This is a genomic window from Peptoclostridium litorale DSM 5388, assembly GCF_900141635.1.
Taxonomy (GTDB): Bacteria; Bacillota; Clostridia; order Peptostreptococcales; family Peptostreptococcaceae; genus Peptoclostridium; species Peptoclostridium litorale.
The window spans coordinates 49,971-72,103 of sequence record NZ_FSRH01000001.1 but is presented as its reverse complement, the minus strand read 5'-3'; the positions used below and the strand labels follow the sequence as shown (position 1 = coordinate 72,103).

The window sequence follows — 22,133 nt, the reverse complement described above, 5'->3', positions numbered from 1 at the left end:
AGACACATATTCCATTTTACCACATTATGAGTCATTGTGTACGCTGTATTTGGGTAAAATCCATGTGTTTTTGATATTTATATAAAATATCCCCTTGATTTTTTCACATCCTTCATGTTATAATTTGGCATAATAAGACAAAATCATAAATGCTTTGAAGGAGATAAGTAGCTTTTTGCGGTTACAACCAAGAGAGTTTGCCGGCGGTGAGAGGCATTCAGCACGCAAAAATGCAAAATACAGCTCTGGAGCTTCGGGGGAGTATCCCGGCGGCTATCCGTCCGTTACAGCGGTCTTAAGGCGCATACATATCTATAGTTTTACGTATCGGTGCGCAAAATAAGGTGGTACCACGTCCCTGTTCGTCCTTAATTCGAACAGGGCTTTTTGTATTATAAAATAAATTAAATAATATATTATTTGACTGCAGGCATACTACCCAGATGATTTCACTTGGATACTGTGCACATAAAAAGGAGGAATAGCAATGGAGAGAAACGTATTTGACGTACTTCAGGAACGTGGATTCATAAAGCAGGCAACACATGAAGACGAGATAAGAGAGCTTTTGGGAAAAGAAAAGGTTACATTCTACATAGGATTCGATCCTACGGCAGACAGCCTTCACGTTGGACATTTCGTGCAGGCAATAGTAATGATGCACATGCAAAAGGCAGGCCACAGACCTATAGTTCTTCTTGGCGGAGGAACTACAATGGTAGGAGACCCTACTGGAAAGACTGACATGAGAAAGATGATGACTAAGGATACAATTCAGCACAACGCTGAATGCTTCAAAGAACAGCTTTCAAAATTCATAGACTTTTCAGATGGCAAGGCAATAATGGTAAACAATGCCGACTGGCTTTTGAATCTGAACTACATCGACTTCCTTAGAGAGGTCGGAGTTCATTTTTCTGTAAACAGAATGCTTACTGCCGAGTGCTTCAAGGCCCGTATGGAAAAAGGCCTTTCATTCCTTGAGTTCAACTACATGATAATGCAGGGATACGACTTCCTTGAACTTTACAGAAAGTACAACTGTAGGCTCCAGTTCGGAGGAGACGACCAGTGGTCTAACATAATAGCTGGAGCGGATCTTATAAGAAGGGTTGAATCAGCACCTGCATTTGGAATGACATTCAAGCTTCTTACTACAAGCGAAGGAAAGAAAATGGGTAAAACTGAAGCCGGCGCGGTTTGGCTTAACCCTGAAAAGACTTCTCCATACGACTTCTACCAGTACTGGAGAAATGTTGCCGATGCTGACGTCGAAAACTGCCTTTCGCTTCTTACTTTCCTTCCTATGGACGAGGTAAAAAGACTTTCTTCACTTGAGGGTGCCGAAATAAACAAGGCAAAGGAAATTCTCGCATACGAAGTCACAAACCTAGTTCACGGAAAAGAAGAGGCTGACAAAGCCCAGGCGGCCGCAAAGGCGCTTTTCGAATCTGGCGCTATGGCAGGTTCAATACCTACAACTTCAATGCCTGCTTCAGAGTTCGACGGAGGAATGGATATACTAGAACTACTTGTAAGAACCGAGCTTGCAGCCTCAAAGAGTGAGGCTAGACGCCTTGTGACTCAGGGTGGAATTTCCGTAGAAGGCGAAAAAGTTGCAGACATATCATTTGCTGTAAATTCTGACAGCTTTACAGACGGAAAAATAATGATCAAAAAGGGCAAGAAAGTATACCACCAGGTGGAACTTGCATAAACCCAATATATTTAAGATTGATGAGCGCTGTGCCTTCTGTATAAATGACGGTACAGTGCTTTTTTATGAAAAATATTATATTATTTAGAATAATCCCGCTCTCTTTGGCTATAAAAATACATATGCAAATGGATTTCTACAGTTAGAAATTACAATTCAACAGATAATGAAGGAGGGTTCCAATGAGTGTCATAAGAAGTGCCAAAAAAATTTTAAAGGCCTCTGCTGTTCTTGAAGGCGCAGGCGTGAAGCTTGACAGGGTGTTTGGCTATAATGAGGTTCCCCTTTTTGATCCTTTCCTGCTGCTTGACCATTTCAACTCTCAAAATCCAAGCGACTACATGGCGGGATTTCCCTGGCATCCTCACAGGGGAATCGAAACGGTTACATACATGCTAGACGGACAGGTTGAGCATGGCGACAGCATTGGAAACAAAGGTGTGATAGAGTCAGGTGACGTTCAGTGGATGACTGCGGGAAGCGGAATAATACATCAGGAAATGCCAAAATCAGAAACTGGAATAAATGGATTCCAGCTCTGGGTCAACCTTCCCGCAAAGGACAAGATGACAATGCCGAGGTATCAAGAGATAAAGTCAAATGAAATACCGGTTGTCACTCTTGAAAGCGGATGCTCCGTCAAAATAATATGCGGTCAGTTTAGCGGAGTCAGGGGCCCTGTAAGCAATATCGCCGCAAATCCGAACTATCTTGACATTCAAATGCCCGAGGATGAGGTTTTTGAACTGGACATAGATGAGTCTAAAAACGCATTTGCATACGTCTACTGCGGCGAAGGTCTTTTTGGAGAAAACCTTGAATTGGCAGAAGAAAAGAGCGCGGTACTGTTCGGCCCTGGAGACCGAATTAAAATCAAGTCCCAATACAGCCCCCTTAAATTTCTACTTGCATACGCTAATCCTCTGAATGAGCCCGTGGCTTGGAGAGGGCCCATTGTAATGAATTCTGACGAAGAGCTAAAAAAGGCCTTCTGGGAGTATAAAAACGATCAGTTCATAAAATAAGTGCTGCAATCAAAAAAACAGCGTTCTCGCGCTGTTTTTTTTGATTGCAGCAAAGTCAGTGACCTCTTTTTTTATCTTTTCTCTTTTGCTGCCTGATTTCAAACTGCCTGTCCTTTTCAACCTTCTTCATTTCTTTTGACTTTTCTTTTCTCTGCAGCTTTTGGCCCTCCCGCTGCTTCTTTATGGCATTTTGAGCTTTCGTCCCAATTCCGGTGCTTTGAAGCTCCTTTTTAATCTTCCTTTGGAGCCTTTTGGGACTTATCTCCTTTTCCACGATTTTATGGTCTGACACCGGCTTGCCAAACACTATGGAATTGAACCTCTTGTTTATAAGATCTAAAATTTCGCCGTCCTTGGGCTCCGGTCCGAATATCACCCTTGCGACCTCATACTTGCCGCCTGATGAGCTTTCAAAAATCCCCACCCAGAACTGGCCTTCAAAAAAAACTGTAAGACTGCCTTTGACTTTCATATTGTTTCCTCCCCTTGGTTTGCATTTTACAAACGAAGAACGGACGACCCGAGGAGGGAAGGTTACTTCTGCCAGTGGCCGGTCCGGACTACCAACCGGACTGTGTTTTTATCTTCGCCTTAGATAATTATACCTTTTTTTGCCTCTTCCATCAAATCCCCTTTTTCTGATTCTCCAAGTCCATAGCCCCTCTTGATTTGAGGGATGAACCATACAAATAGTATTATGCCCTTTATTATGCTGGTCATACTAAATATCCACCATATGGCATTGAGTCCAAACCCCTTTGATGCCGCCCACATTGCAAAAGGCACCCTCATTCCTGTAAATACTATTCCCACTATTGAAGGCGGAAGTGTTTTTCCTATTCCGTTAAACGCACCTGATGCAGTTATCTCTATGCACATCAGTATCTGGGAGTACCCCAGTATCCTCAAATAGTCGGCTCCATATAAAAGAGCCTCCTTCTCGTTTATGAATATCTTGAATATGGGCTCTGCCCAAAACACGAATGCGAAAGTGGCGGCGGCCCCCACAGCCGAAACCATTCCCATTGATGCAAAAAATCCCCGCGTTATCCTGTGTGCTTTTCCGGCTCCGTAGTTTTGTCCTGTAAAGGCCCCAAGGGCTGTCGAAAACCCGACCGATGTCATCCATGATATGGCCTCCACCTGAGCCCCCACCTTCTGGACCGCTATGGCTGCGCTTCCCCACTGCGCTACTACCCTTGCAACAATCATTGTAAATATTGTAAACAATCCGTTTTCAAGCGCTATGGGCATGCCCAGCGTGAATATCCTCTTCACCCTGTAAATTTTTGGCGTTCGGAATATGTTCATGGTCACCAAAAGATCAGTCTTTATTTTAATCATGTATATAAACAATGTAAATGCCACGACCTGTGAAATCACAGTGGCTATTGCAGTCCCATTCACTCCCATTTCAGGAAATGGTCCAAGTCCGAATATTAGAAGGGGATCGAGCACTATGTTCGTCAATAGCCCCGCCGCATTCACCCAAAATGGAGCTCTACTGTCGCCATATCCATTGAATATTCCAGTAAATACCGGGTTTAGAAAATAAAAAACCATGCCCAGTGATATTATAGAAAGGTATCCCATAGCCCAGTCCACCACAGCCTCTTCTCCAAGTCCAAAAAATCCTATTAGGTTTTTCCTGAAAACAATAAGAAATATCGAATAAAAAAGGGCCAGCACTGCCGCTATTTGAATGCTGCATCTTGCATAACACCTGGCCTGCTCTTTATCATTACTGCCTATGGACTGCGAAACACCTATTTCGGCGCCTATTTTGGGTATTAATATGAATGCCATCGCAAGCCATGTAAAGAATCCTGCCGTTCCCACTGCTGCCACGCTACTACTTCCAAGCCTTCCTATCCATATCATGTCTGTCATGTTATATGCCATTTGGATGAATGAAGTCCCCATTATCGGAAGTGCCAGATTTATTAGTGATTTGACTATTTTCCCTTCTGTCAGTTTTGCCCCGCTTTTCATATTAAAATCTCCATTCCAATAGACAAGCCCGAAACCAACGGCCTCGGACTCAGTAGTCATTTATTTTCAATTTTTATTTTCTAGGAAGGTTTATTCCATAAAATATCTCGGTCATTTCCCTTTCAAGCCTTGCCATTATATCATTTCTTTCATCTTCAGCCAGGTTGTCCTCTTCTATTTCAAACAGGTAGTTCGAAAGCTCCATATCACTTAATTTCATCTTGGTGTGGAATATATTGGACTGGTATATGTTCATGTCTATAAGGTTGTATCTGCCTTTTGTATCTTCCTCTATGAAATCCTGTATGGAATTTATATCATGATCTATATAGTGCTTTTCTCCATTTACATCCCTTGTAAAGCCCCTCACCCTGTAGTCAGTAGTGATTATGTCTGAGTCAAAGCTTCCTATGAGGTAGTTTAGCGCCTTTAGCGGAGATATCTCACCGCATGTCGACACGTCTATGTCTACCCTGAAAGTGCTTATGTCATTTTGAGGGTGACTTTCAGGATAAGTGTGTACTGTTACGTGACTCTTGTCCAGATGGTCGACAACGCTTCTTCTCGGCGGCACAAGTATGCCCCTGTTGCATGAAGGATCCAAAACGCAAAGAGGAACTTCCTCTTCCGATATCAATAATGTGACACTTGCTCCCTGAGGATCATAATCCTGCTTTGCAACGTTAAGAACGCTAGCACCTATTATATGCGTAACCTCAGTAAGTATATTAGTTAGCCTTTCTGAATTGTACTGCTCGTCTATATATTCTATATACTTCTTTCTGTCCTCTTCTGTCTTTGTGTAACAGATGTCGTAAATGTTGAAGCTGAGAGTTTTAGTAAGATTGTTAAATCCGTATAGCTTCAGCTTTCCTTCAGTCTTTTTTGTCAATTATCCTTCCCCATTTCTTCAAAATTTTATTTTTCAAAAACCTATTAAAAAATATTGCACAGGCCGCATCTGAGCCTGATACTCCCTAATATCAGTTTCCATTATCACATATTTGCTTTTACGCTTAGTTGCCGTTTTGAATGCCCAGCAGATAATTTGCAACACTGTCTATATCATTTTCACCTATAACAACCTTGGCTGACAGCTTGACCTCTTTCAGTGCATTTGCAACGGCAACACCTATATCTGCACTCTTTATCATTTTTATGTCGTTTACATTGTCACCAAATGCGACAACCTTGGAGTCTGAAAGGCTTGAAAACTCCTTGAGCAGCCTTATGCCATTTTCCTTTGTGGCATACTTACTTTGGGCCGTAAGCCAGCACCACCCTCTGAGGTACATGTCCTCAGAATAGTGTATTTCGAGGCTGTCCCCAAGCTCCGCTTCGAGATTCCCCGCAAGCCTTTCTATCTTGTCAAACTCGTTTATCACATTAAATGTGACAACCTGCTCGAAAAGTCTTCCGTAAAGATCTTCTGTCTTTTTAAGCCTTCTATCCTTATTTTCTACCCTATCTCTATAGAATATATTCATGCCTTCGCAGTTGATATTCGAAAAATACAAATTGTCGCTTCCATTATTGTGCGAAGATATGAAAGGCTCACAACCGCCAGAGTGTATTATCTCAAGGGCTCTTTTTTTAACGCACTTTTCAATTTCACTTACATGTATGTGTCTGTGCGTTTTAAAATCTGTTAAAAAAGCGCCATTTGCAGTGATAACCGGAAGACTTATTTCAAGCTCTTTCGTTATGGGCTTCGAACTTTCTATGCTTCTCGCAGTTGCAAATGTAAAATTCATCCCCTCTTTTATGAGCTTGTTTATAGTGTCTCTCGAATAATCAGAAAGAGTCGCATTGCTTCTAAGCAGCGTTCCGTCCAAATCAGTTATATAAAGATGCTTTTCCAATGTACCCCTCCTAGAATATAACCTTTATTATTTATCTATAACAGTTGTAATAAATGCAATTTTATCTTATCATTATATTATATCATTACTGTGCATAATTTTATTGTAATTTTATATATCTATAATATAGCAGTTAAAAGCTTCACTATGCAATGATAATATTTAAAAATTTATTTATAATATATATTTTTGTCTGGAGAGATTATTATGAGAATAACACAAGAAGCCGATTACGCCTTAAGGGTGATCCTGTTCCTTTCAAAGCTTGGCTTTGGCAATAAGATAGAGGCTAAATCTATTTCTGAAAGTGAGGGAATTCCACTTAGATTTCTTCTGAAGCTTTTGAGAAAACTAAAGCAATCCGGAATAGTCGAGTCTTATAGAGGTGTCCATGGAGGATATTCTCTTGGAAAAAAGCCCCGAGAAATCACTTTGAAGGATGTAATAGAGTCAATAGACGGTCCCATATGCATGAACAGATGCCTTTACGACCCTCAGGCCTGTAATATAGGAAGGACAAGCGAGTGTGAAATACACCATGCTATGGACAAAATACAATCCATGCTTTTAAAAGAGCTTGAAGATATAAATTTCGAACAGCTTATAAACAAGTAGACTTCACGGCGATGGCACCCAATTGAAAGCCAGGGGCAAATCCGCCTGCAAAACACATAATACCTAAAACATCCGCATGTCTTATGCGGATGTTTTAGGTATTATTATTGTAAAGCAAGTTCCAACGTCTATTTCACTTTCTACGTGAACCATTCCCGAGTGCGAATCCACTATTATCTTTGCTATGGCAAGTCCAAGGCCGCTGCCTGAGCTCTTTTTGTCTTCTTCAAGCCTCGTTCTCGACTTGTCAGCCCTATAGAACCGTTCGAATACATGGGCCATGTCATCTTTTGAAATTCCAATACCCGTATCCGATATCGATATTATAACGTCCCTTGATGTACTTTTGAGGGAAATCCCTATTTTCTCTCCATCTGGAGTGTACCTTATGCTGTTGTCTACAAATATTCTTATTGCCTGTTTTAATTTTTCCGCACTCCCATATATAGTGCAGCTGTCCTGTATACTCTCCTCGATCACATGGCTGCCATCTATCAGCTTAGTCTGCCTTGCGATCTCTTCCACAAGCTCCGAAATGTTAAAATCCTCTTTTTCCATTTTGAGTGTGTCCTTGTCGCTTCTCGCTATAAAAAGAAGACTCTCCACAAGGCTTTGCATTCCATCGGCTTCATCTTTTATGGCAGTTATTGACTCTTCCAATATTTCCTCGTCAGTTTTCCCCCATCTTGAAAGCATGTTGGCATATCCCTTTATTACAGCTATAGGCGTTCTCAGTTCATGAGACGCATCTGATACGAACTGCTTTTGCTTTTCATATGAGCTTTCTATGTCATCCATCATTTTATTGAATGTAGAAGCCAAGTCCTTGAGTTCATCCTTGGTTCCCCTTATGTCCAGCCTGGTGCTCAAATCACTGGACGATATGTGCATAACCTTGTTTGTCATTGTCTTTATTGGCTTTAGATGCTTTTTTGACATTCTTTGCGCTAATGCAATTGCAAGCACATAAAGCATTAATGAAACCACCGACAGTATGGCAAATGTCTTTTGGAGCATATTAACAGAATCACCCATGTAGCTTCTAAAAACTATTGTGATTGAATCCTGAATGCGGATTTTTCTGTATATCCATTTTGGAAACCTCAGATCAAAATACCTGTGGCTGTAATCTGGAATGGTACCAACTTTGTCAATCCCACTAAAACCATTGGAATAGAGTATGTTAGACTCTTCATCAACAACTGCAAACTCCACTCCGTTGTCGCTCAAATAGGAATATGAAGGCCTGTCTTCCAGCATGCTTTCATATTGAAATTCGGCTATCACAAGGTCTACGCTTTTCCTTAATCCATCCACTTCATTTTCATATGCAATGTTTCTAATGCTCAAAATAAGCGCAAAGTTAAATATATTTACAAACAAAAACATTATCCATGCAAACCCCAAGGTGAGCTTGAATGTTATATTGAACCTGAAAAGAGAAAGAAACTGATCCCTCATTTGCCCCATTCCCGAAAACAAGAACCTGAAAAGCATTGATATGGCCCTGAAGAAATGCCTGAACACCATAAAAACCCCGACTATTACGGCCTTTATATTGCCTGCAAACCCAGCTGCCCTCTTTATATACGAGTCTTCCCTTTTACCGTATTTGCTGGTACTTTTATTTTTCATGTTTGAATAAATAACCCACCCCTCTTACAGTGTGAATAAATTCCTTTGAAAACCTGTTGTCTATTTTGCTTCTCAAATACCTTACGTATACGTCCACTATATTTGTATCCCCGTAAAAGTCATATCCCCACACATTTTCAAGTATCTGATCCCTTGTAAGGGCTATTCCCTCATTAGTCATAAGGTATGCTAAAAAGTCAAATTCTCTCTTTGTAAGCGATATCTCTTCGCCACCGCAAGTCACCTGATGGCTGTCCATATCAAGCACAAGCATTCCCTTTTTTATGACATTCGACTCTTCCCTTTGCGCTGTTTCAGACCTTCTGAAAAGCCTTCTTATCCTGGCAAACAGCTCCTCTATCGCAAAAGGCTTTGTCATGTAGTCATCTGCTCCAATGTCAAGCCCCATGACCTTGTCCATTGTATCGTCCTTTGCGGTAAGCATTATTATGGGAACATCCAGCTGTCCTCTTACCCTTCTGCACACTTCCATCCCATTAAGACCCGGAAGCATTATGTCCAGGACGATAAGTGAAAATTCACCTGAAAGGGCCCTTTCAAGCCCGCTTCTGCCGTCATGACATGACTCGACCTCGTAGCCTTCGTGCTCCAGCTCCAGCTGCAAAAATCTTGCTATCTTTTTTTCATCTTCAACTATGAGTATCCTATTCATCATATGCACCCCTTGGATTCAAAGCAATGTGTATTTAGCCAGCGCTAAACATACTTGTACATATCTGTACAAGCCCTTTGTTACAATTATAAGCTTTAATCCCTTGATATTACAAGTATATATGATATATTAATACGATCTTTTCTCTCAAAACAACCGTAGAATAAGGCGGCAAAATGCCGCCTTTACATGTGATTCTATTCAATTTGCATATTTATATTTCTATTCGCTTTTATTTTTCTCTTCATTCTCAAAGGCCTCGTCTATTTTCTTTTTCAAATCCAGCTTTGCGCCGTTTTTCTTCTTTATTACAACCTTGCATCCCATTAATATTGCTGCAAACAAAGCTATGACAGTCATTGGGAATGCGAACAGCAAAAGAAGCAGTGCTATTGTAGAAGGAATGTTTATTATACTTTCAGCGTTTTTTTCTATTATGAAGCTGTGGCTGTGTATTTCCTTTACAAAATCCTTTATCCTCTGTCCAAATGTGCTTTCATTCACCCTTCGTCCTATTGAAATTCTTTCCTTTCTTATCTTTTCATCCTTTTCAAGATAAATAAGGGCTTCCACTATGTCTCCCGATGATTTTTCAAGTGCATCCTTTGCCTCTTCATAGCTCACATTAGCCCTTTCCCTTATTAAATCCACCTTGTCTATAGATACTGTCATATTAATCCCTCCAAATTTTGATTGATTTATTCTATGCTTTAATAATACCCTTCAAAACTTAGAGGATTTTTAAACAAAGATTAGAAAGTGATTAAAATCAATCCGTCAAATGCAAAATACCCTATGGAATTGACTTCTAACAAGTCTGTCCTACAGGGTATTTTTAATATAATAAAGTCTAATTAAAAGCAGTTTCTAGTTTCCCGAATTTATGCACCTGTATACAGTGGCCTCTGAAACTAGGAGCCTGTTTGCAACTGATTTTACGCTGCCCTTTATAAGGAAAAAGCCCTTGCCGTCGAGCTCGCATATGATCTCCTTCTTTTCGTCAAGAGACATCCTTTCAACCGGTATCACGAATTTTGATATGGATTCATTCATCATATACTGGGCCACATCTTCTATTGAGTCACACAGGTTCTGGGAAAGGCCTTTTGTAAACGGCACTTCCACCTCTTCAACAGGAGGTATTGTCTTTTGGCCCCTTATTATGTCCTGAAGGTATTCGTCAAATAGCATGGCCTTTGTAACATCAACGTTTATGCAAAGTATGCCTATAAGCTCTCCATATTCATCCTTTATGAAATATGTCGCAGACCTTATTGTCCTTCCGTCAGAAAGAGTGCTTGTATAGTTGACGCAGTATTCTTCATTTTCATATGTCTTTTCCTTTATGAATCTGAGGCCTAGCTGGGTTATGAAGCCTCCTGTCTTCCTGCCCGAAAAATTGTTTTTGATATACACTATTGAATTTTCTATGTCCGATACGTCATGAAGCACCATTTCATAATCCGAGCCGAGAAAGTCGGCAAAGAAATCCATGAGCTTCATATACATTTTTAAAATTTCATCGTTACTTTTATTTTGCAACCTAAAAACCCCTTTTTTTCTATAGTTATAAGACATTATGCAGCCAGGCCAATCAGGCAGTTAGTGCCACATTTAGACTTCCGGCCGTATGAGCTTAGCATATATTGGTTTTTTCTTATGTTTAAATAATACCCTTTCGTATAAGTTTTGTAAATTAAAAATCTCAGACTGAAAATTTTTTCACAAATTTATCCAGTATAAATTATAGCTGAAAATCAGGGTTTTAAATGCTGCGCAATATTCATATTAAACCAAGAGGCTCTTCTATATTTCCTGCGGAATCATTTTTTCAAACTCATCAAATGTAACCGGGCGGCTGTAATAGTATCCCTGGATTAGGTCGCATTCCTTCTCCCTTAAAAACTCCACCTGCTCAAGGGTCTCAACCCCTTCGGCCACAACCTTCATATTTAGTATCTTGGCTATGGCTATTATAGTTGATACTATTGCCGTATTGTTCGGGTCTATATTTATGTCACTTATAAATGATCTGTCAATTTTCAGCTTCCTTACCGCAAATTTTTTGAGCTTGCCTAAAGATGAATACCCAGTTCCAAAGTCATCTATAGAAAGTGCTATTCCCATGTCGTCCAGCTCGCGCAGTATCTCAGTCCTGTTTTTGAGGTTTGTCATGGATATACTCTCAGTTATCTCAAACTCCAAATGCCTTGGATTAATGCCTGTCTCCCTTATTATTCTCTTTACATTATCCAAAAATTCGAGACTTTCAAGCTGCTTTACAGATATGTTTACTGCAATAAACCTCACTGGATAGCCGCTGTCTATCCATTTTTTCATCTGCCTGCATGCCTTTTCCAAAACCCATTCCCCTATGAATCCTATCATACCCTTTCTCTCCGCAAGAGGTATGAATTTTGCCGGAGAAACAAAGCCATGTTCCTTGTGGTTCCACCTTATAAGGGCTTCAACCCCCACTATTTTTTCGCTTGAGACATCTACAAGAGGCTGGTAATTCAATGAAAATTCCTCTCTTTTTATGGCATGCCTAAGCTCATTTTCGAGAATGAACTCCTCAAGCGCCTTCTTCTTTAAGTCTGAGTTGTAAAATTCAAAATTGTTCGACCTGTTCATCTTTGAATTATACATGGCCATGTCGGCCTTTCTTATGAGCATTTCCGCCTCGTATCCGTCATCTGGAAACAGCGATATTCCTATGCTCACACCCACATGGAATTCCTTTTCATCATAAATTATTGGTTCTTCCAGGCTTTCCACTATTTCTCTTGCTATATTTGCAACACATACTCTGGAATCTACATTTTTCAAAAATACGGTGAATTCATCCCCGCCCATTCTGGCCAGGTATCCCTTTTCGCCTATGCATTCAACTATCCTCTTTGAGATCTGCCTTAGTATCATATCCCCCACATTGTGTCCCATATTGTCGTTTATCCTCTTGAAATCATCCACATCTATGAACATAACTGCAAAACCATTGTGTGAGTCTGCTTTTCTGTGCATTATCTCCTTCATTAGGTTCTCTATAAAATAACTTCTGTTGTATGTCCCCGTCAGGCTGTCTTTCATTGCAAGATATTCTATCTTTTTTTCTCGCTTCTTTTTTTCTGTTATGTCTGTATATATGGCATATATACCTACCTGAACACCATCATGTATTATAGGATATCCCAGTATTGAAACATCTATATCCTCTCCATGTTTTGTACATCTTATGCTATCTCGCTTTACAGTCTTTGCACATACAACGTCACCTGAAAGAGTGCTGGCTTCAAGCTTTAATTCCTGTGACACTATCAAATCATTTATGTAGTTTCCCTTTATTTCAATATTGGAATACTTGAATAATTCCTCAAAGCCTCTGTTTACCTTTACGACTCTGTCTTCATTGTCAAGTATTGCTATTGCCTCGGGAGAATTTTCAAATAGCTGCTGAAAGTATGACTTTCTAAGTTCCAGCTCCTTTTTAATATGTCTGATTTCACTTATGTCGTTTACTATGAAATATGAAATGTCCTCATCTGAAGCTGACGGCACCTTGAGCACCTCAACCTCCCTGCACTTTCCCCCAGAAAGCCTGTGAACTACGGTTTTGCTTTTGCCCACTGTCTTATTTGTATTTTCCCCTATAGACAGCATTTCTATATCTTCGATATATTCTATCTCTTCTATCTCGGCATCCTTCATATGCGGTCTTTCATATCCATAAAGCATGCATGCCGCATTGTTGGCGTCTATTATTCTTCCTGTCCTGCTGTTTACAATAAGTATTGCGACATGGCTGTTTTCAAACAGGTCCAAATGATTGCTTATGCCTACGCTTTGAAAAAACTCTCCTTCATATTCGTTTTCAGCAGAAAAATTTGAATCCTTATCAGAATCTGCAAACTTGTCTTTGCCGGTCATATTCAAAATCACCTCCAAAAATTTGCACTTTAATCAGTCTTGTAATACGTATCGCTTTTAATCATGATTTCCATTTGCAAATACATAGTAAAAGTGTCTTCAGCAATCATAAATACACTTTACAGTTTACAATATATGAAAAGACCTTTGGTATACAATAACCATAGGCCTTCTTAGCATCAGTCGATCTTATGGGCTTCACATCTGAATATTTTCATACCCTTTTGAGCGAATTTTTCTTCATACTCCGTAGTAATATTTCCCTCATAGTCACTTGCGTGAAGGTCAAATGTAATGTTTTTAAGCCTTAGCCCGCTGCCACTCATTTCATTGAGGGCAAACTCAAACAATTTTTCATTGTCCGTCTTAAAATGAATTTCGCCCCCAGGGATTAGTATTTCCTTGTATACATCCAAAAACTTTCTGTACACGAGCCTTCTCTTTGCATGCCTTCTCTTTGGCCATGGATCGCAAAAATTGATGAATATCCTTTCAACCTCTCCGTTTGAGAAGTATTCATTCATTCTCAGTGCATCTCCAATGATGAACTTGATGTTTTGAAGTTCCATATCCTCAGCTTTTTTGACAGCCTTTATGAGAACCTCTTCCTTGCACTCTATACCCACATAATTCAAGCCTGGGTTGTTTTTTGCAAAAGATGTTATGAACTTGCCTCTTCCCGTACCTATTTCAATATTTACGGGTCCTTTTGAATCGAATTTATCGGAAATCGAAAAATTTGCTGCATCCTCTTCTTTTACAACATATTTCGAATAGGAAAGAAGCTTTTCCATGGCCCCTCTTTGTTTTCTAAGTCTCATAAATAATCTCCCTCTAATGTCGTTTGCAAAATCAAATTGTAAACATATGTCGCTTATCTGTCAAAATATATGCTTTTTCCACTTGCCGAAAGAGGTATCCCATATACCATCTTCACTTCTTCTCCTAAAAGCCCCAGCTCAAGTGCGGCCTTTCCTATAGTGAACATCACCCTGTTGTCTACTCTGCTGTCTGCAGCTATGGATACGGCTGAACCTACAGCTATCCCAAGGTCCGTAATGTCAAATGCGCATATTCCGGAATGCTTTTGCTTTTCGGCACAGTTTTCATATCCGCAAAAACCGCAGTAAGGCACTCCTCTTGAAGAATATTTCACTCCCAATAAAACCACTGCCTGGCTGTTTCTTATATTTTTTGCATCTCTGACAAAAAACGCTATATTTTCTCTTTCGCCTATTTCATTTATCTTGTCCGCAATGCTTGCCTTGTCTTCGTCCGTTATTACGGCGGTTACAATATTGTCAATACCCCTGCCTTTGGGAGCTGTTCTGGCTGCAACGCACATACTTTGCGCCACTTGCAAAATCGCTTCTTTTTCTATTTTGTCCGAAGTGTATATCATATATGTACTACATCCTTTCCAGTGTTAAAGTATGTATGTTTTTCATTTATAAATAACATTATACCATATAAGCTCCAAACAGCCACCATGTCTGAACAATCAAATGTCGTTTTTTTATTGAAAAATAATTTTAATTTTATTTCGAATTATCCAGTTTTGCTGGATTTCATCATCTGAAAACAAATGTAATCACACGCACGAAATTATTGCTTATTTTTTAACCATTATGCATTCTCATATTGACATTCATCTATTTAAAATATATAATTTCATTAAAATATATCTGTATTATTCAAAATAACATTTCAAAGGAGTGAACAGATGAAAACCTTACTGGATAAGCTCTATATCGAAAATGACCTTTCAGAAAGAGAACTTGCACTGCTGCTTCAAAACATGGACTCAGAATCTGAAAAACAACTTTTCGAGTATTCAAGTATGTTAAAAACAAAACACTATGGTAAAAGCGTATATATGAGAGGGCTCATAGAATTCACTAATTTCTGCAAGCAAGATTGCCTTTACTGCGGAATAAGGCGAAGCAATTCAAATGCCGAAAGGTACAGGCTTTCAAAAGAAGAAATATTAAGATGCTGCGAAGAAGGCCATGTACTCGGATATAGAACTTTTGTGCTCCAAGGCGGCGAAGACAGTCACTATGACGATTCAAAAATAATAGACTTGATAAAATTAATAAAGTCTAATTTTCCAGATTCAGCAGTGACTCTTTCAATAGGGGAAAAGAGCTTCGAGAGCTATAAGTCGTATTATGACGCCGGAGCCGACAGGTATCTTTTAAGGCATGAAACTGCCTCAAAGAGGCTTTACGAACAGCTTCATCCCGGAATGAGCTTTGAAAACAGGATAAACTGCCTTAAAAACCTGAAAAAGATAGGCTTTCAAACGGGAGCGGGCTTCATGGTAGGGCTTCCCGGCCAGACCAACGAGGATCTTGCAAAAGACCTTGTATTTTTAAAAGAGGTGAAGCCCGAAATGGTTGGGATAGGGCCTTATATTCCTCATCCAAACACCCCCATAGGGAAAAATAGTGGAGGGAGTCTTGAAAAGACACTTATAATGCTTGCTCTTGCGAGGCTTCTTCTTCCTGATGTCCTTCTTCCGTCGACCACCGCACTTGGAACCATAGACCCCCTTGGCAGGGAAAAAGCTCTTAACGCCGGTGCAAATGTAGTAATGCCTAATCTGTCACCTACAAACATGCGTAAAAAATACGAGCTCTACGCGGACAAGATATGCACAGGTGACGAAGCCGCCCACTGCAGAAAATGCATAGAGGGTCGAATAAACAGGGCCGGATTTGAAGTCGACATGTCAAGAGGGGACCATCCCAGCAAACAGGCTTAAATCCGATGTGATGTCCCTATTCCAAAATTCATATGTATAGTATGAATACTCTTAATAACATTTGAATGACTGTTCTTAAACACAAAAGAGAGGCGCTGCGATTCATAAATGTAAACATCGCAGCGCCTCTCTTTTGTGTTTTTCCATATGATACATTGCTTTTGATATAGGTCTCATGAGCTCTTAATAAAAATCAAGGTACGAGTGCTTTTCATTGTCCTTTTCCCATCCTAAAATCGCATCCATGTTTACATTTTGCGTGGATTTGAATATGGTTTTGTCTATGTCCTTGAAGTTTTCTTTAAGGGTTTCTATAAGCTTCTTTACTTCATGCCTTTTGCTTGAAGTCTTTTTGGCAGCCACCATGCATGCGCAGTTGAGAGGCCATATTCCGCTGTTTTGAGTAAACCTTTCTATGTGCTTTTCCCTTATATAATACATGGGCCTTATAAGCTCCATGCCGTCAAAATTTGTCGACTTCAACTTTGGAAGCATGGTCTTGAAGCTTCCCGCATAAAACATGTTTATAAGGGTTGTCTCTATTACATCGTTGAAGTGGTGTCCAAGAGCCAGCTTGTTGCATCCAAGCTCCTTGGCCTTTGAATAAAGGGCTCCCCTTCTCATCTTCGCGCACATATAGCAAGGATAGTCGCTTGCAATCTTGTCTACAATTTCGAATATTCCCGACTCGAACAGGTGGAGAGGGATTCCAAGGTGGCTGCAGTTGTCAATCAGAAGCTCTTTTATGCTCTTATGATAACCCGGGTCCATTGCCACAAATTCAAGCTCGAAGTCTATCTGTCCATGGCGCTTTAGCTCTTGGAAGAGCTTTGCCATTAGCATGCTGTCCTTGCCTCCCGATATCGCTACCGCTACCTTGTCTCCGTCTTTGACCATTTCAAAATCCTTTATTCCCTTTATGAAATTGGACCATATGTCTTTTCTGTATTTTTTTATTATGCTGCGCTCTATTTCCCTAAGCGAAAGCCTTTCATTAAAAGGTACTAGTATATCGCAGCCGCTGCCCGCAAGGCCGCTTTCTTCAGACGTTAAATTGCTATCTAGAACTTCACTCAAAGTATCTCCTCTTTCCGTAAAAATAATATGTCATTCAAACTATATTTTCAGCAAAGCAAACATATAGATATATATGAATATTTTATAATCCAATTCATTTTTTTGCAATAAGAACATTATAGTTCCAACTACTGTGTAGTAAATAAACGCGGCAATTGATTTTCCAGCCGTAAAATCAAACCATCCTCTTTATTATGTCATCGCCGTATCTCAATCTTATGTTGTCGATAACACTATCAAGCTTACCCTCTCCGCAATTTCCCTCTTCCAGAAAACTCATCTGCTGCTCGTTGCCGCTTTCAAGCTGCAGTGCCCTGATTCCAATATGCCTCACCGGCCTTTTTTCCCAAAGTTTTTCAAAGAGGCTCTTGGCATTTTGATATATTTCCAGATCACCCTCAACAGGTGAGTGCAAAGCTGACTGCATTTGCACATTTCTAAAGTCGCTATACCTTATCTCAATGCCTATGCAATGTGACACGAGCTTTTTTTGCCTGAGCCTTCTTCCGACGTTTTCCGAAAGCTTAAGCAGATACTTGCACGCTTCTTCAATGCTTTCAACATCTCTCGGCGTGGTTGTCGAATTTCCTATGCTCTTTGCCTCTCCTCTAGGCTCTACAGGACTTTCATCAATTCCATTTGCCTTTTGGTGCAGTACTGCTCCATAGCTTTTGAATATGCTCTTTAGGTATATCTCATTGGCTACTGCTAAGTCCCCTATGGTTTTTATCGCAGCTCTATTAAGCTTTTTTTGCGCGCTGCTTCCGACCCCGTTCATCTCCCTTACTGGCAGAGTCCAATACTTGTACTCTATTTCATCTGGATACATTGTATGGGTTCTGTTTGGCTTTTCAAGCTCGGATGCCGCCTTTGCAAGAAGCTTGTTGCAAGATATCCCTATGTTCACCGTGAATCCAAGCTCATTTTGAACCCTTCTCCTTATGCCGTCTGCCAGCTTTACAGGTGGAACCCCTAGTTTTTTTACAATGCCACTTACATCCATAAACGCCTCATCTATGCTGCACTGCTCAACAGCATCAGTATATTCATATATCAAATCCATGAGCGCATTTGAATATCGCTTGTATATTCCCGGCGTGGGCGATACCACCTTTAACCCCGGACATTTTTTCAAGGCTGCATTCAGGCTCTCACCCGTATTTATACCGTATCTTTTTGCCGAGGTCGACTTTGCAAGAATTACTCCCCTTCTCTTATTCGGATCCCCCGCCACTGCGCTTGGGATGTCCCTGATGTCTATGTCTTCACCGCTGGACATCCTGTGTGCTGCCTCCCAGCTTAAAAACGCCGAATTGACATCTATGTGGAATATGGTTCTCACCACACTCACCTCCAAAGCTAAAAAATCAAATCCCGAGAACTAATGTTCTTATTTATATTTTATAATTTGACCGCCCAATGTCAATACTACATCATGTTGATTTCTGAATACTGTACTATTCATATCCCCCATTGAAGCATATGGATGCCAAATTGCTCATTTTAAAAACAAAAGATATATAAATATTTTTTATTTTTAACTTATATTGACAATACTTTTCGACATATTATATCCTTAATTTAGCCTATGCAAGCAGTCATTGCATTTGTCTAAATAAAGCAAAGCCATAAGGGGGTAAATATGTTAAAAAATCATGTACTAAAGAAATTAAAATCAACTGCATCAATTGCAATAGCTTTTTTCATTTGTATTCCTCTAGCAATACCGCAAAACTACACTTCAAATGCTATGCAAGACTTCGAATCTAAAAGGACTCTTGCGCAAAAACCTCAAATGCAAATCAGTTCTGTCGACGAGATAGACGACATAACTGTTGAAGATTCAGAGAAAGGAAACACATACATACGGGTTGCTGACTTGAACGAACAGTCCGCCGAGGATATTGTAAGTCAGATAATGGGAGACGGAGTTGAAATAAACGAAGTAAGGTATTTTGGCACTTCCGAATCTGCAGGAACATTTGAAACAGATGACCCAAATACCATAGGCTTTTCTAATGGGATTGTACTTAGCAGCGGGAACGTCAAATATATAGACGGCCCAAACAGCGACTCAGGCGTTACTTATGAAAATATGACCGGCGGAGATGAGTACCTTGATCTTTTGATCCCAGGATATACAACTTACGATTCAACCGTACTCGAATTCGACTTTACTCCGAATGAAAACACGCTTTCATTTGAGTATGTTTTCTCATCTGAAGAATACAACGAATTTGTCGGCTCAGACTACAATGACGTGTTCGGATTTTTCTTGAATGGTGAAAATATAGCTCTTATTCCAGACTCTAACAAAGCTGTTGCCATAAACAATGTGAACAACGGATACAAAGAAGACTTCTCTGAATCGGAGGACTACTACGATGAAGAATATGCTCCAACAAACCCTCAGTACTTTAGAGACAATACAGATGGGCACTTGAATACCGAAATGGACGGTCTTACTACCGTCTTGACTGCAAAAGCTTCGGTTAACGTAGGAAAGGTAAACACAATACGCCTCGCTATTGCTGATGCGGGTGATGAGATCCTGGATTCAAACGTGTTCATAAAAGCTGCGAGCTTTACAGCCGTTGAATCAGATGTGGTTCAATTTTCTTCTAAAGGCTTCGACTGCTCTGAAGACGAAGGATATGCTACAATCACGGTAGAACGCAGTGGCAATGCAGACAGCATAGTGGAAGTTTCTTACTATACGCAAAGTGGAAGCGCAGATTCTGGTGTTGACTATTCCTCTGCAAGCGGCACTCTTACATTCGCACCTGGTGTCACAAGCAAGACATTTAAAATTCAGCTGCTTGACGATGATATGACAGAAGGCAGCGAAACTGTGAATATATTTTTGAAGGAAGCCAGTGGAAATGCATTTATAGGCCAAAATATACAGGCAAAACTATACATTGAAGACAACGACGCTCAAACTGATTCACCTGCTGAAAAAACAGTCGTATGGGACAAAATGGATGAAGTTCCTACAAACAAGAATTTCGTAATAAAATTCAATATGGAAATCGACCCTGAAACTGTAACATCAGATAATTTCTATGTAACTGATTCAGCTGGGGATATTATCTCTGGAATAAACCCTGAAATCGCATTCAATAATCTTTCTGTGATAATGAAACCCGAAGGATACTTCAGCTACAATTCAGGAAGCACTTATTTCCTAAATATTGGATCGGCAGTAAAAACAAGCTCAGGTAAAAGCCTTGGACAACTTGTAAAAATGCAGTTCACAACTAGTGATTTGACAAACTAAACATATTTGGAATCTATTTTTCACATTGCAAAAAACCCCTGGAACCTTTGAAGGTTTCAGGGGTTTTTGATATACTGAATCAAAAATACTATTTTGACTCTCTGACCATGTTGACAAAGTATTCATGCACCCTCAAATCATCCGTAAGCTCAGGATGGAATGATGTGACAAGCATGTTTTTCTGCCTTGCCGCAACAGTATTTCCGTCTACAACAGAAAGCGTCTCGACATTATCTTCAGACTTGTTTATATAAGGGGCTCTTATGAATACCATAGGGACATCTCCCTCTACGCCTTTCATTGGAACATCCGCTGAAAAGCTTCCAAGCTGCCTTCCATATGCATTTCTTGTGACTTCAATGTCCATCATAGGCATGTGCACCACATCTGAGCCTGTAAGCTTTTTGGCAAGAAGTATCATTCCGGCGCACGTTCCCCAAACAGGCAGGCCTCCAGTTATAAGTGCTTCCATCCTATCCTTTATTCCAAGCTCCCTTATGAGCTTTCCTATTGCGGTACTTTCTCCGCCTGGAAGAACTAGCCCGTCGAGTCCTTCAAGCTGTTCAGCCTTTCTGACTTCTTTCACTTCGACTCCAAGCCTTTCAAGGGAGTTTCTGTGCTCAAGAAACGCACCTTGCATGCAGAGTATGCCTACTTTTAATTTGTCACTCATTATTACCACCCTCTGTTTGCCATTCTGTCTCTGTCTGCCATTGTACTTATGTTTATTCCGACCATGGCCTCTCCAAGGTCCTCTGAAAGTTCAGCAAGCATTTTAGGATCATTGTAATTTGTAACTGCCTTTACTATTGCCTGAGCTCTCTTAGCAGGGTCTCCAGATTTGAATATTCCAGATCCTACAAACACTCCGTCACATCCAAGCTGCATCATCATAGCGGCATCTGCTGGAGTTGCTATTCCACCTGCAGCAAAGTTCACTACAGGAAGGCTCTTGTTTTCATGAACATATACGACAAGATCGTAAGGAGCGCTTATTTCCTTTGCGTAGTTCATAAGCTCTTCTCTTCCCATTGAAGCCACTCTGTTTATCTCAGAAGTCATTGCCCTCATGTGCTTTACAGCCTCGACAACGTCGCCTGTTCCCGGCTCTCCCTTAGTTCTTATCATTGAAGCTCCTTCGCCTATTCTTCTAAGAGCCTCGCCAAGGTTTTTGGCTCCGCACACGAAAGGCACCTTGAAATCTGCTTTGTTTATGTGCAGTTTGTCATCTGCAGGAGTTAGTACTTCACTTTCGTCTATATAGTCCACTTCAAGAGCTTCAAGTATTTGAGCCTCTACAAAGTGTCCTATTCTAACTTTTGCCATTACAGGTATTGAAACTGCAGCCTGAATTTCCTTTATAAGCTTTGGATCAGACATTCTCGCAATTCCGCCTTCTTGTCTTATATCTGCAGGAACCCTTTCAAGAGCCATTACAGCGCAAGCTCCCGCTTGTTCAGCTATCTTTGCCTGAGTAGCATCTGTAACGTCCATTATTACTCCGCCCTTTAGCATCTGAGCAAGGTTCTTGTTTAATTCGTATCTGTTTTCCATTATTAATTC

General features: G+C 40.3%; 20 protein-coding genes. 5 read left to right on the top strand and 15 right to left on the bottom strand.

Annotated features, from left to right (window positions below; all coding sequences use genetic code 11):
- Positions 1-487 precede the first annotated feature (487 nt).
- Together tyrS and BUQ87_RS00320 are read left to right on the top strand one after the other, a co-directional pair.
- Positions 488-1,717 carry a tyrosine--tRNA ligase gene (gene tyrS / locus BUQ87_RS00325; RefSeq protein ID WP_038261259.1) on the top strand — a complete coding sequence of 410 codons (1,230 nt, stop codon included), beginning with the start codon at positions 488-490 and terminating at the stop codon, positions 1,715-1,717.
- Positions 1,718-1,899: 182 nt separating this feature from the next.
- Positions 1,900-2,742 (top strand): pirin family protein, encoded by an 843-nt coding sequence (locus BUQ87_RS00320; protein WP_038261262.1) that lies wholly within the window; start codon positions 1,900-1,902, stop codon positions 2,740-2,742.
- A gap of 55 nt (positions 2,743-2,797) precedes the next feature.
- Here BUQ87_RS00320 and BUQ87_RS00315 read toward each other — a convergent pair whose 3' ends face one another.
- From BUQ87_RS00315 to BUQ87_RS00300, 4 genes are all read right to left on the bottom strand, one after another.
- Entirely contained in the window at positions 2,798-3,214 is a 417-nt protein-coding gene (locus tag BUQ87_RS00315; RefSeq protein ID WP_038261265.1) for a YjdF family protein, read from the bottom strand.
- Positions 3,215-3,333: 119 nt separating this feature from the next.
- Positions 3,334-4,794 carry an MATE family efflux transporter gene (locus BUQ87_RS00310; protein ID WP_330391155.1) on the bottom strand — a complete coding sequence of 487 codons (1,461 nt, stop codon included), beginning with the start codon at positions 4,792-4,794 and terminating at the stop codon, positions 3,334-3,336.
- Positions 4,795-4,807: 13 nt separating this feature from the next.
- Positions 4,808-5,626, bottom strand: coding sequence for an adenosylmethionine decarboxylase (speD, locus tag BUQ87_RS00305; protein WP_038261270.1), 819 nt, complete (start codon positions 5,624-5,626; stop codon positions 4,808-4,810).
- 124 nt (positions 5,627-5,750) lie between these two features.
- Complete coding sequence (locus BUQ87_RS00300; RefSeq protein WP_038261273.1) at positions 5,751-6,596, bottom strand: HAD family hydrolase; 846 nt, start codon at positions 6,594-6,596, stop codon at positions 5,751-5,753.
- 207 nt (positions 6,597-6,803) lie between these two features.
- On the opposite strand from BUQ87_RS00300, the gene BUQ87_RS00295 reads away from it, so the two are divergent.
- Positions 6,804-7,211, top strand: coding sequence for an RrF2 family transcriptional regulator (locus BUQ87_RS00295; protein WP_038261275.1), 408 nt, complete (start codon positions 6,804-6,806; stop codon positions 7,209-7,211).
- 81 nt (positions 7,212-7,292) lie between these two features.
- Here the strand turns inward: BUQ87_RS00295 and BUQ87_RS00290 are convergent, their stop codons facing one another.
- From BUQ87_RS00290 to BUQ87_RS00260, 7 genes are all read right to left on the bottom strand, one after another.
- Positions 7,293-8,846 carry a sensor histidine kinase gene (locus tag BUQ87_RS00290; protein ID WP_052635870.1) on the bottom strand — a complete coding sequence of 518 codons (1,554 nt, stop codon included), beginning with the start codon at positions 8,844-8,846 and terminating at the stop codon, positions 7,293-7,295.
- A complete protein-coding gene (locus tag BUQ87_RS00285) occupies positions 8,836-9,522 on the bottom strand; it encodes a response regulator transcription factor (RefSeq protein WP_038261279.1) in 687 nt (228 codons plus the stop codon). The genes BUQ87_RS00290 and BUQ87_RS00285 overlap by 11 nt, the downstream gene beginning before the upstream one ends.
- 219 nt (positions 9,523-9,741) lie before the next feature.
- Positions 9,742-10,191 carry a DUF4342 domain-containing protein gene (locus BUQ87_RS00280; protein WP_052635871.1) on the bottom strand — a complete coding sequence of 150 codons (450 nt, stop codon included), beginning with the start codon at positions 10,189-10,191 and terminating at the stop codon, positions 9,742-9,744.
- Between the two features lie 195 nt (positions 10,192-10,386).
- Positions 10,387-11,061, bottom strand: coding sequence for a helix-turn-helix transcriptional regulator (locus BUQ87_RS00275; protein WP_052635872.1), 675 nt, complete (start codon positions 11,059-11,061; stop codon positions 10,387-10,389).
- A 264-nt stretch (positions 11,062-11,325) separates the two neighbouring features.
- The gene (locus BUQ87_RS00270) at positions 11,326-13,446 is read right to left on the bottom strand and encodes a sensor domain-containing protein (protein ID WP_052635873.1); all 2,121 of its coding nucleotides are present in this window, start codon (positions 13,444-13,446) and stop codon (positions 11,326-11,328) included.
- 179 nt (positions 13,447-13,625) lie between these two features.
- The gene (trmB, locus tag BUQ87_RS00265) at positions 13,626-14,267 is read right to left on the bottom strand and encodes a tRNA (guanosine(46)-N7)-methyltransferase TrmB (protein WP_038261280.1); all 642 of its coding nucleotides are present in this window, start codon (positions 14,265-14,267) and stop codon (positions 13,626-13,628) included.
- 53 nt (positions 14,268-14,320) lie between these two features.
- Positions 14,321-14,848, bottom strand: a complete 528-nt coding sequence (locus BUQ87_RS00260; protein ID WP_038261282.1) for a ferredoxin domain-containing protein — start codon at positions 14,846-14,848, stop codon at positions 14,321-14,323.
- Positions 14,849-15,169: 321 nt separating this feature from the next.
- Here BUQ87_RS00260 and hydE point away from each other — a divergent pair, with 321 nt between their 5' ends.
- Complete coding sequence (hydE, locus tag BUQ87_RS00255) at positions 15,170-16,213, top strand: [FeFe] hydrogenase H-cluster radical SAM maturase HydE (RefSeq protein WP_038261284.1); 1,044 nt, start codon at positions 15,170-15,172, stop codon at positions 16,211-16,213.
- Between the two features lie 183 nt (positions 16,214-16,396).
- Here the strand turns inward: hydE and BUQ87_RS00250 are convergent, their stop codons facing one another.
- Together BUQ87_RS00250 and BUQ87_RS00245 are read right to left on the bottom strand one after the other, a co-directional pair.
- Positions 16,397-17,290 (bottom strand): tRNA 2-thiocytidine biosynthesis TtcA family protein, encoded by an 894-nt coding sequence (locus BUQ87_RS00250; RefSeq protein ID WP_052635874.1) that lies wholly within the window; start codon positions 17,288-17,290, stop codon positions 16,397-16,399.
- 175 nt (positions 17,291-17,465) lie between these two features.
- Positions 17,466-18,635, bottom strand: coding sequence for a DNA polymerase Y family protein (locus BUQ87_RS00245; protein WP_038261287.1), 1,170 nt, complete (start codon positions 18,633-18,635; stop codon positions 17,466-17,468).
- Positions 18,636-18,932: 297 nt separating this feature from the next.
- On the opposite strand from BUQ87_RS00245, the gene BUQ87_RS00240 reads away from it, so the two are divergent.
- Positions 18,933-20,570 carry a choice-of-anchor L domain-containing protein gene (locus tag BUQ87_RS00240; RefSeq protein ID WP_052635875.1) on the top strand — a complete coding sequence of 546 codons (1,638 nt, stop codon included), beginning with the start codon at positions 18,933-18,935 and terminating at the stop codon, positions 20,568-20,570.
- Positions 20,571-20,658: 88 nt separating this feature from the next.
- On the opposite strand, the gene pdxT is transcribed toward BUQ87_RS00240, so the two are convergent.
- On the bottom strand, positions 20,659-21,243 hold the full coding sequence (gene pdxT / locus BUQ87_RS00235) for a pyridoxal 5'-phosphate synthase glutaminase subunit PdxT (protein ID WP_038261290.1): 585 nt from the start codon (positions 21,241-21,243) through the stop codon (positions 20,659-20,661).
- A gap of 2 nt (positions 21,244-21,245) precedes the next feature.
- Positions 21,246-22,124, bottom strand: a complete 879-nt coding sequence (gene pdxS, locus BUQ87_RS00230; protein WP_038261293.1) for a pyridoxal 5'-phosphate synthase lyase subunit PdxS — start codon at positions 22,122-22,124, stop codon at positions 21,246-21,248.
- Between the last annotated feature and the right edge of the window lie 9 nt (positions 22,125-22,133).

Coding starts and splice junctions, on each gene's coding strand:
- BUQ87_RS00290 (WP_052635870.1), bottom strand. CDS start 8,846: ATGAAAAATAAAAGTACCAGCAAATACGGTAAAAGGGAAGACTCGTAT.
- BUQ87_RS00320 (WP_038261262.1), top strand. CDS start 1,900: ATGAGTGTCATAAGAAGTGCCAAAAAAATTTTAAAGGCCTCTGCTGTT.
- trmB (WP_038261280.1), bottom strand. CDS start 14,267: ATGAGACTTAGAAAACAAAGAGGGGCCATGGAAAAGCTTCTTTCCTAT.
- BUQ87_RS00295 (WP_038261275.1), top strand. CDS start 6,804: ATGAGAATAACACAAGAAGCCGATTACGCCTTAAGGGTGATCCTGTTC.
- BUQ87_RS00310 (WP_330391155.1), bottom strand. CDS start 4,794: ATGACTACTGAGTCCGAGGCCGTTGGTTTCGGGCTTGTCTATTGGAAT.
- tyrS (WP_038261259.1), top strand. CDS start 488: ATGGAGAGAAACGTATTTGACGTACTTCAGGAACGTGGATTCATAAAG.
- BUQ87_RS00270 (WP_052635873.1), bottom strand. CDS start 13,446: ATGACCGGCAAAGACAAGTTTGCAGATTCTGATAAGGATTCAAATTTT.
- BUQ87_RS00285 (WP_038261279.1), bottom strand. CDS start 9,522: ATGATGAATAGGATACTCATAGTTGAAGATGAAAAAAAGATAGCAAGA.
- BUQ87_RS00260 (WP_038261282.1), bottom strand. CDS start 14,848: ATGATATACACTTCGGACAAAATAGAAAAAGAAGCGATTTTGCAAGTG.
- BUQ87_RS00315 (WP_038261265.1), bottom strand. CDS start 3,214: ATGAAAGTCAAAGGCAGTCTTACAGTTTTTTTTGAAGGCCAGTTCTGG.
- BUQ87_RS00240 (WP_052635875.1), top strand. CDS start 18,933: ATGTTAAAAAATCATGTACTAAAGAAATTAAAATCAACTGCATCAATT.
- pdxT (WP_038261290.1), bottom strand. CDS start 21,243: ATGAGTGACAAATTAAAAGTAGGCATACTCTGCATGCAAGGTGCGTTT.
- hydE (WP_038261284.1), top strand. CDS start 15,170: ATGAAAACCTTACTGGATAAGCTCTATATCGAAAATGACCTTTCAGAA.
- pdxS (WP_038261293.1), bottom strand. CDS start 22,124: ATGGAAAACAGATACGAATTAAACAAGAACCTTGCTCAGATGCTAAAG.
- BUQ87_RS00280 (WP_052635871.1), bottom strand. CDS start 10,191: ATGACAGTATCTATAGACAAGGTGGATTTAATAAGGGAAAGGGCTAAT.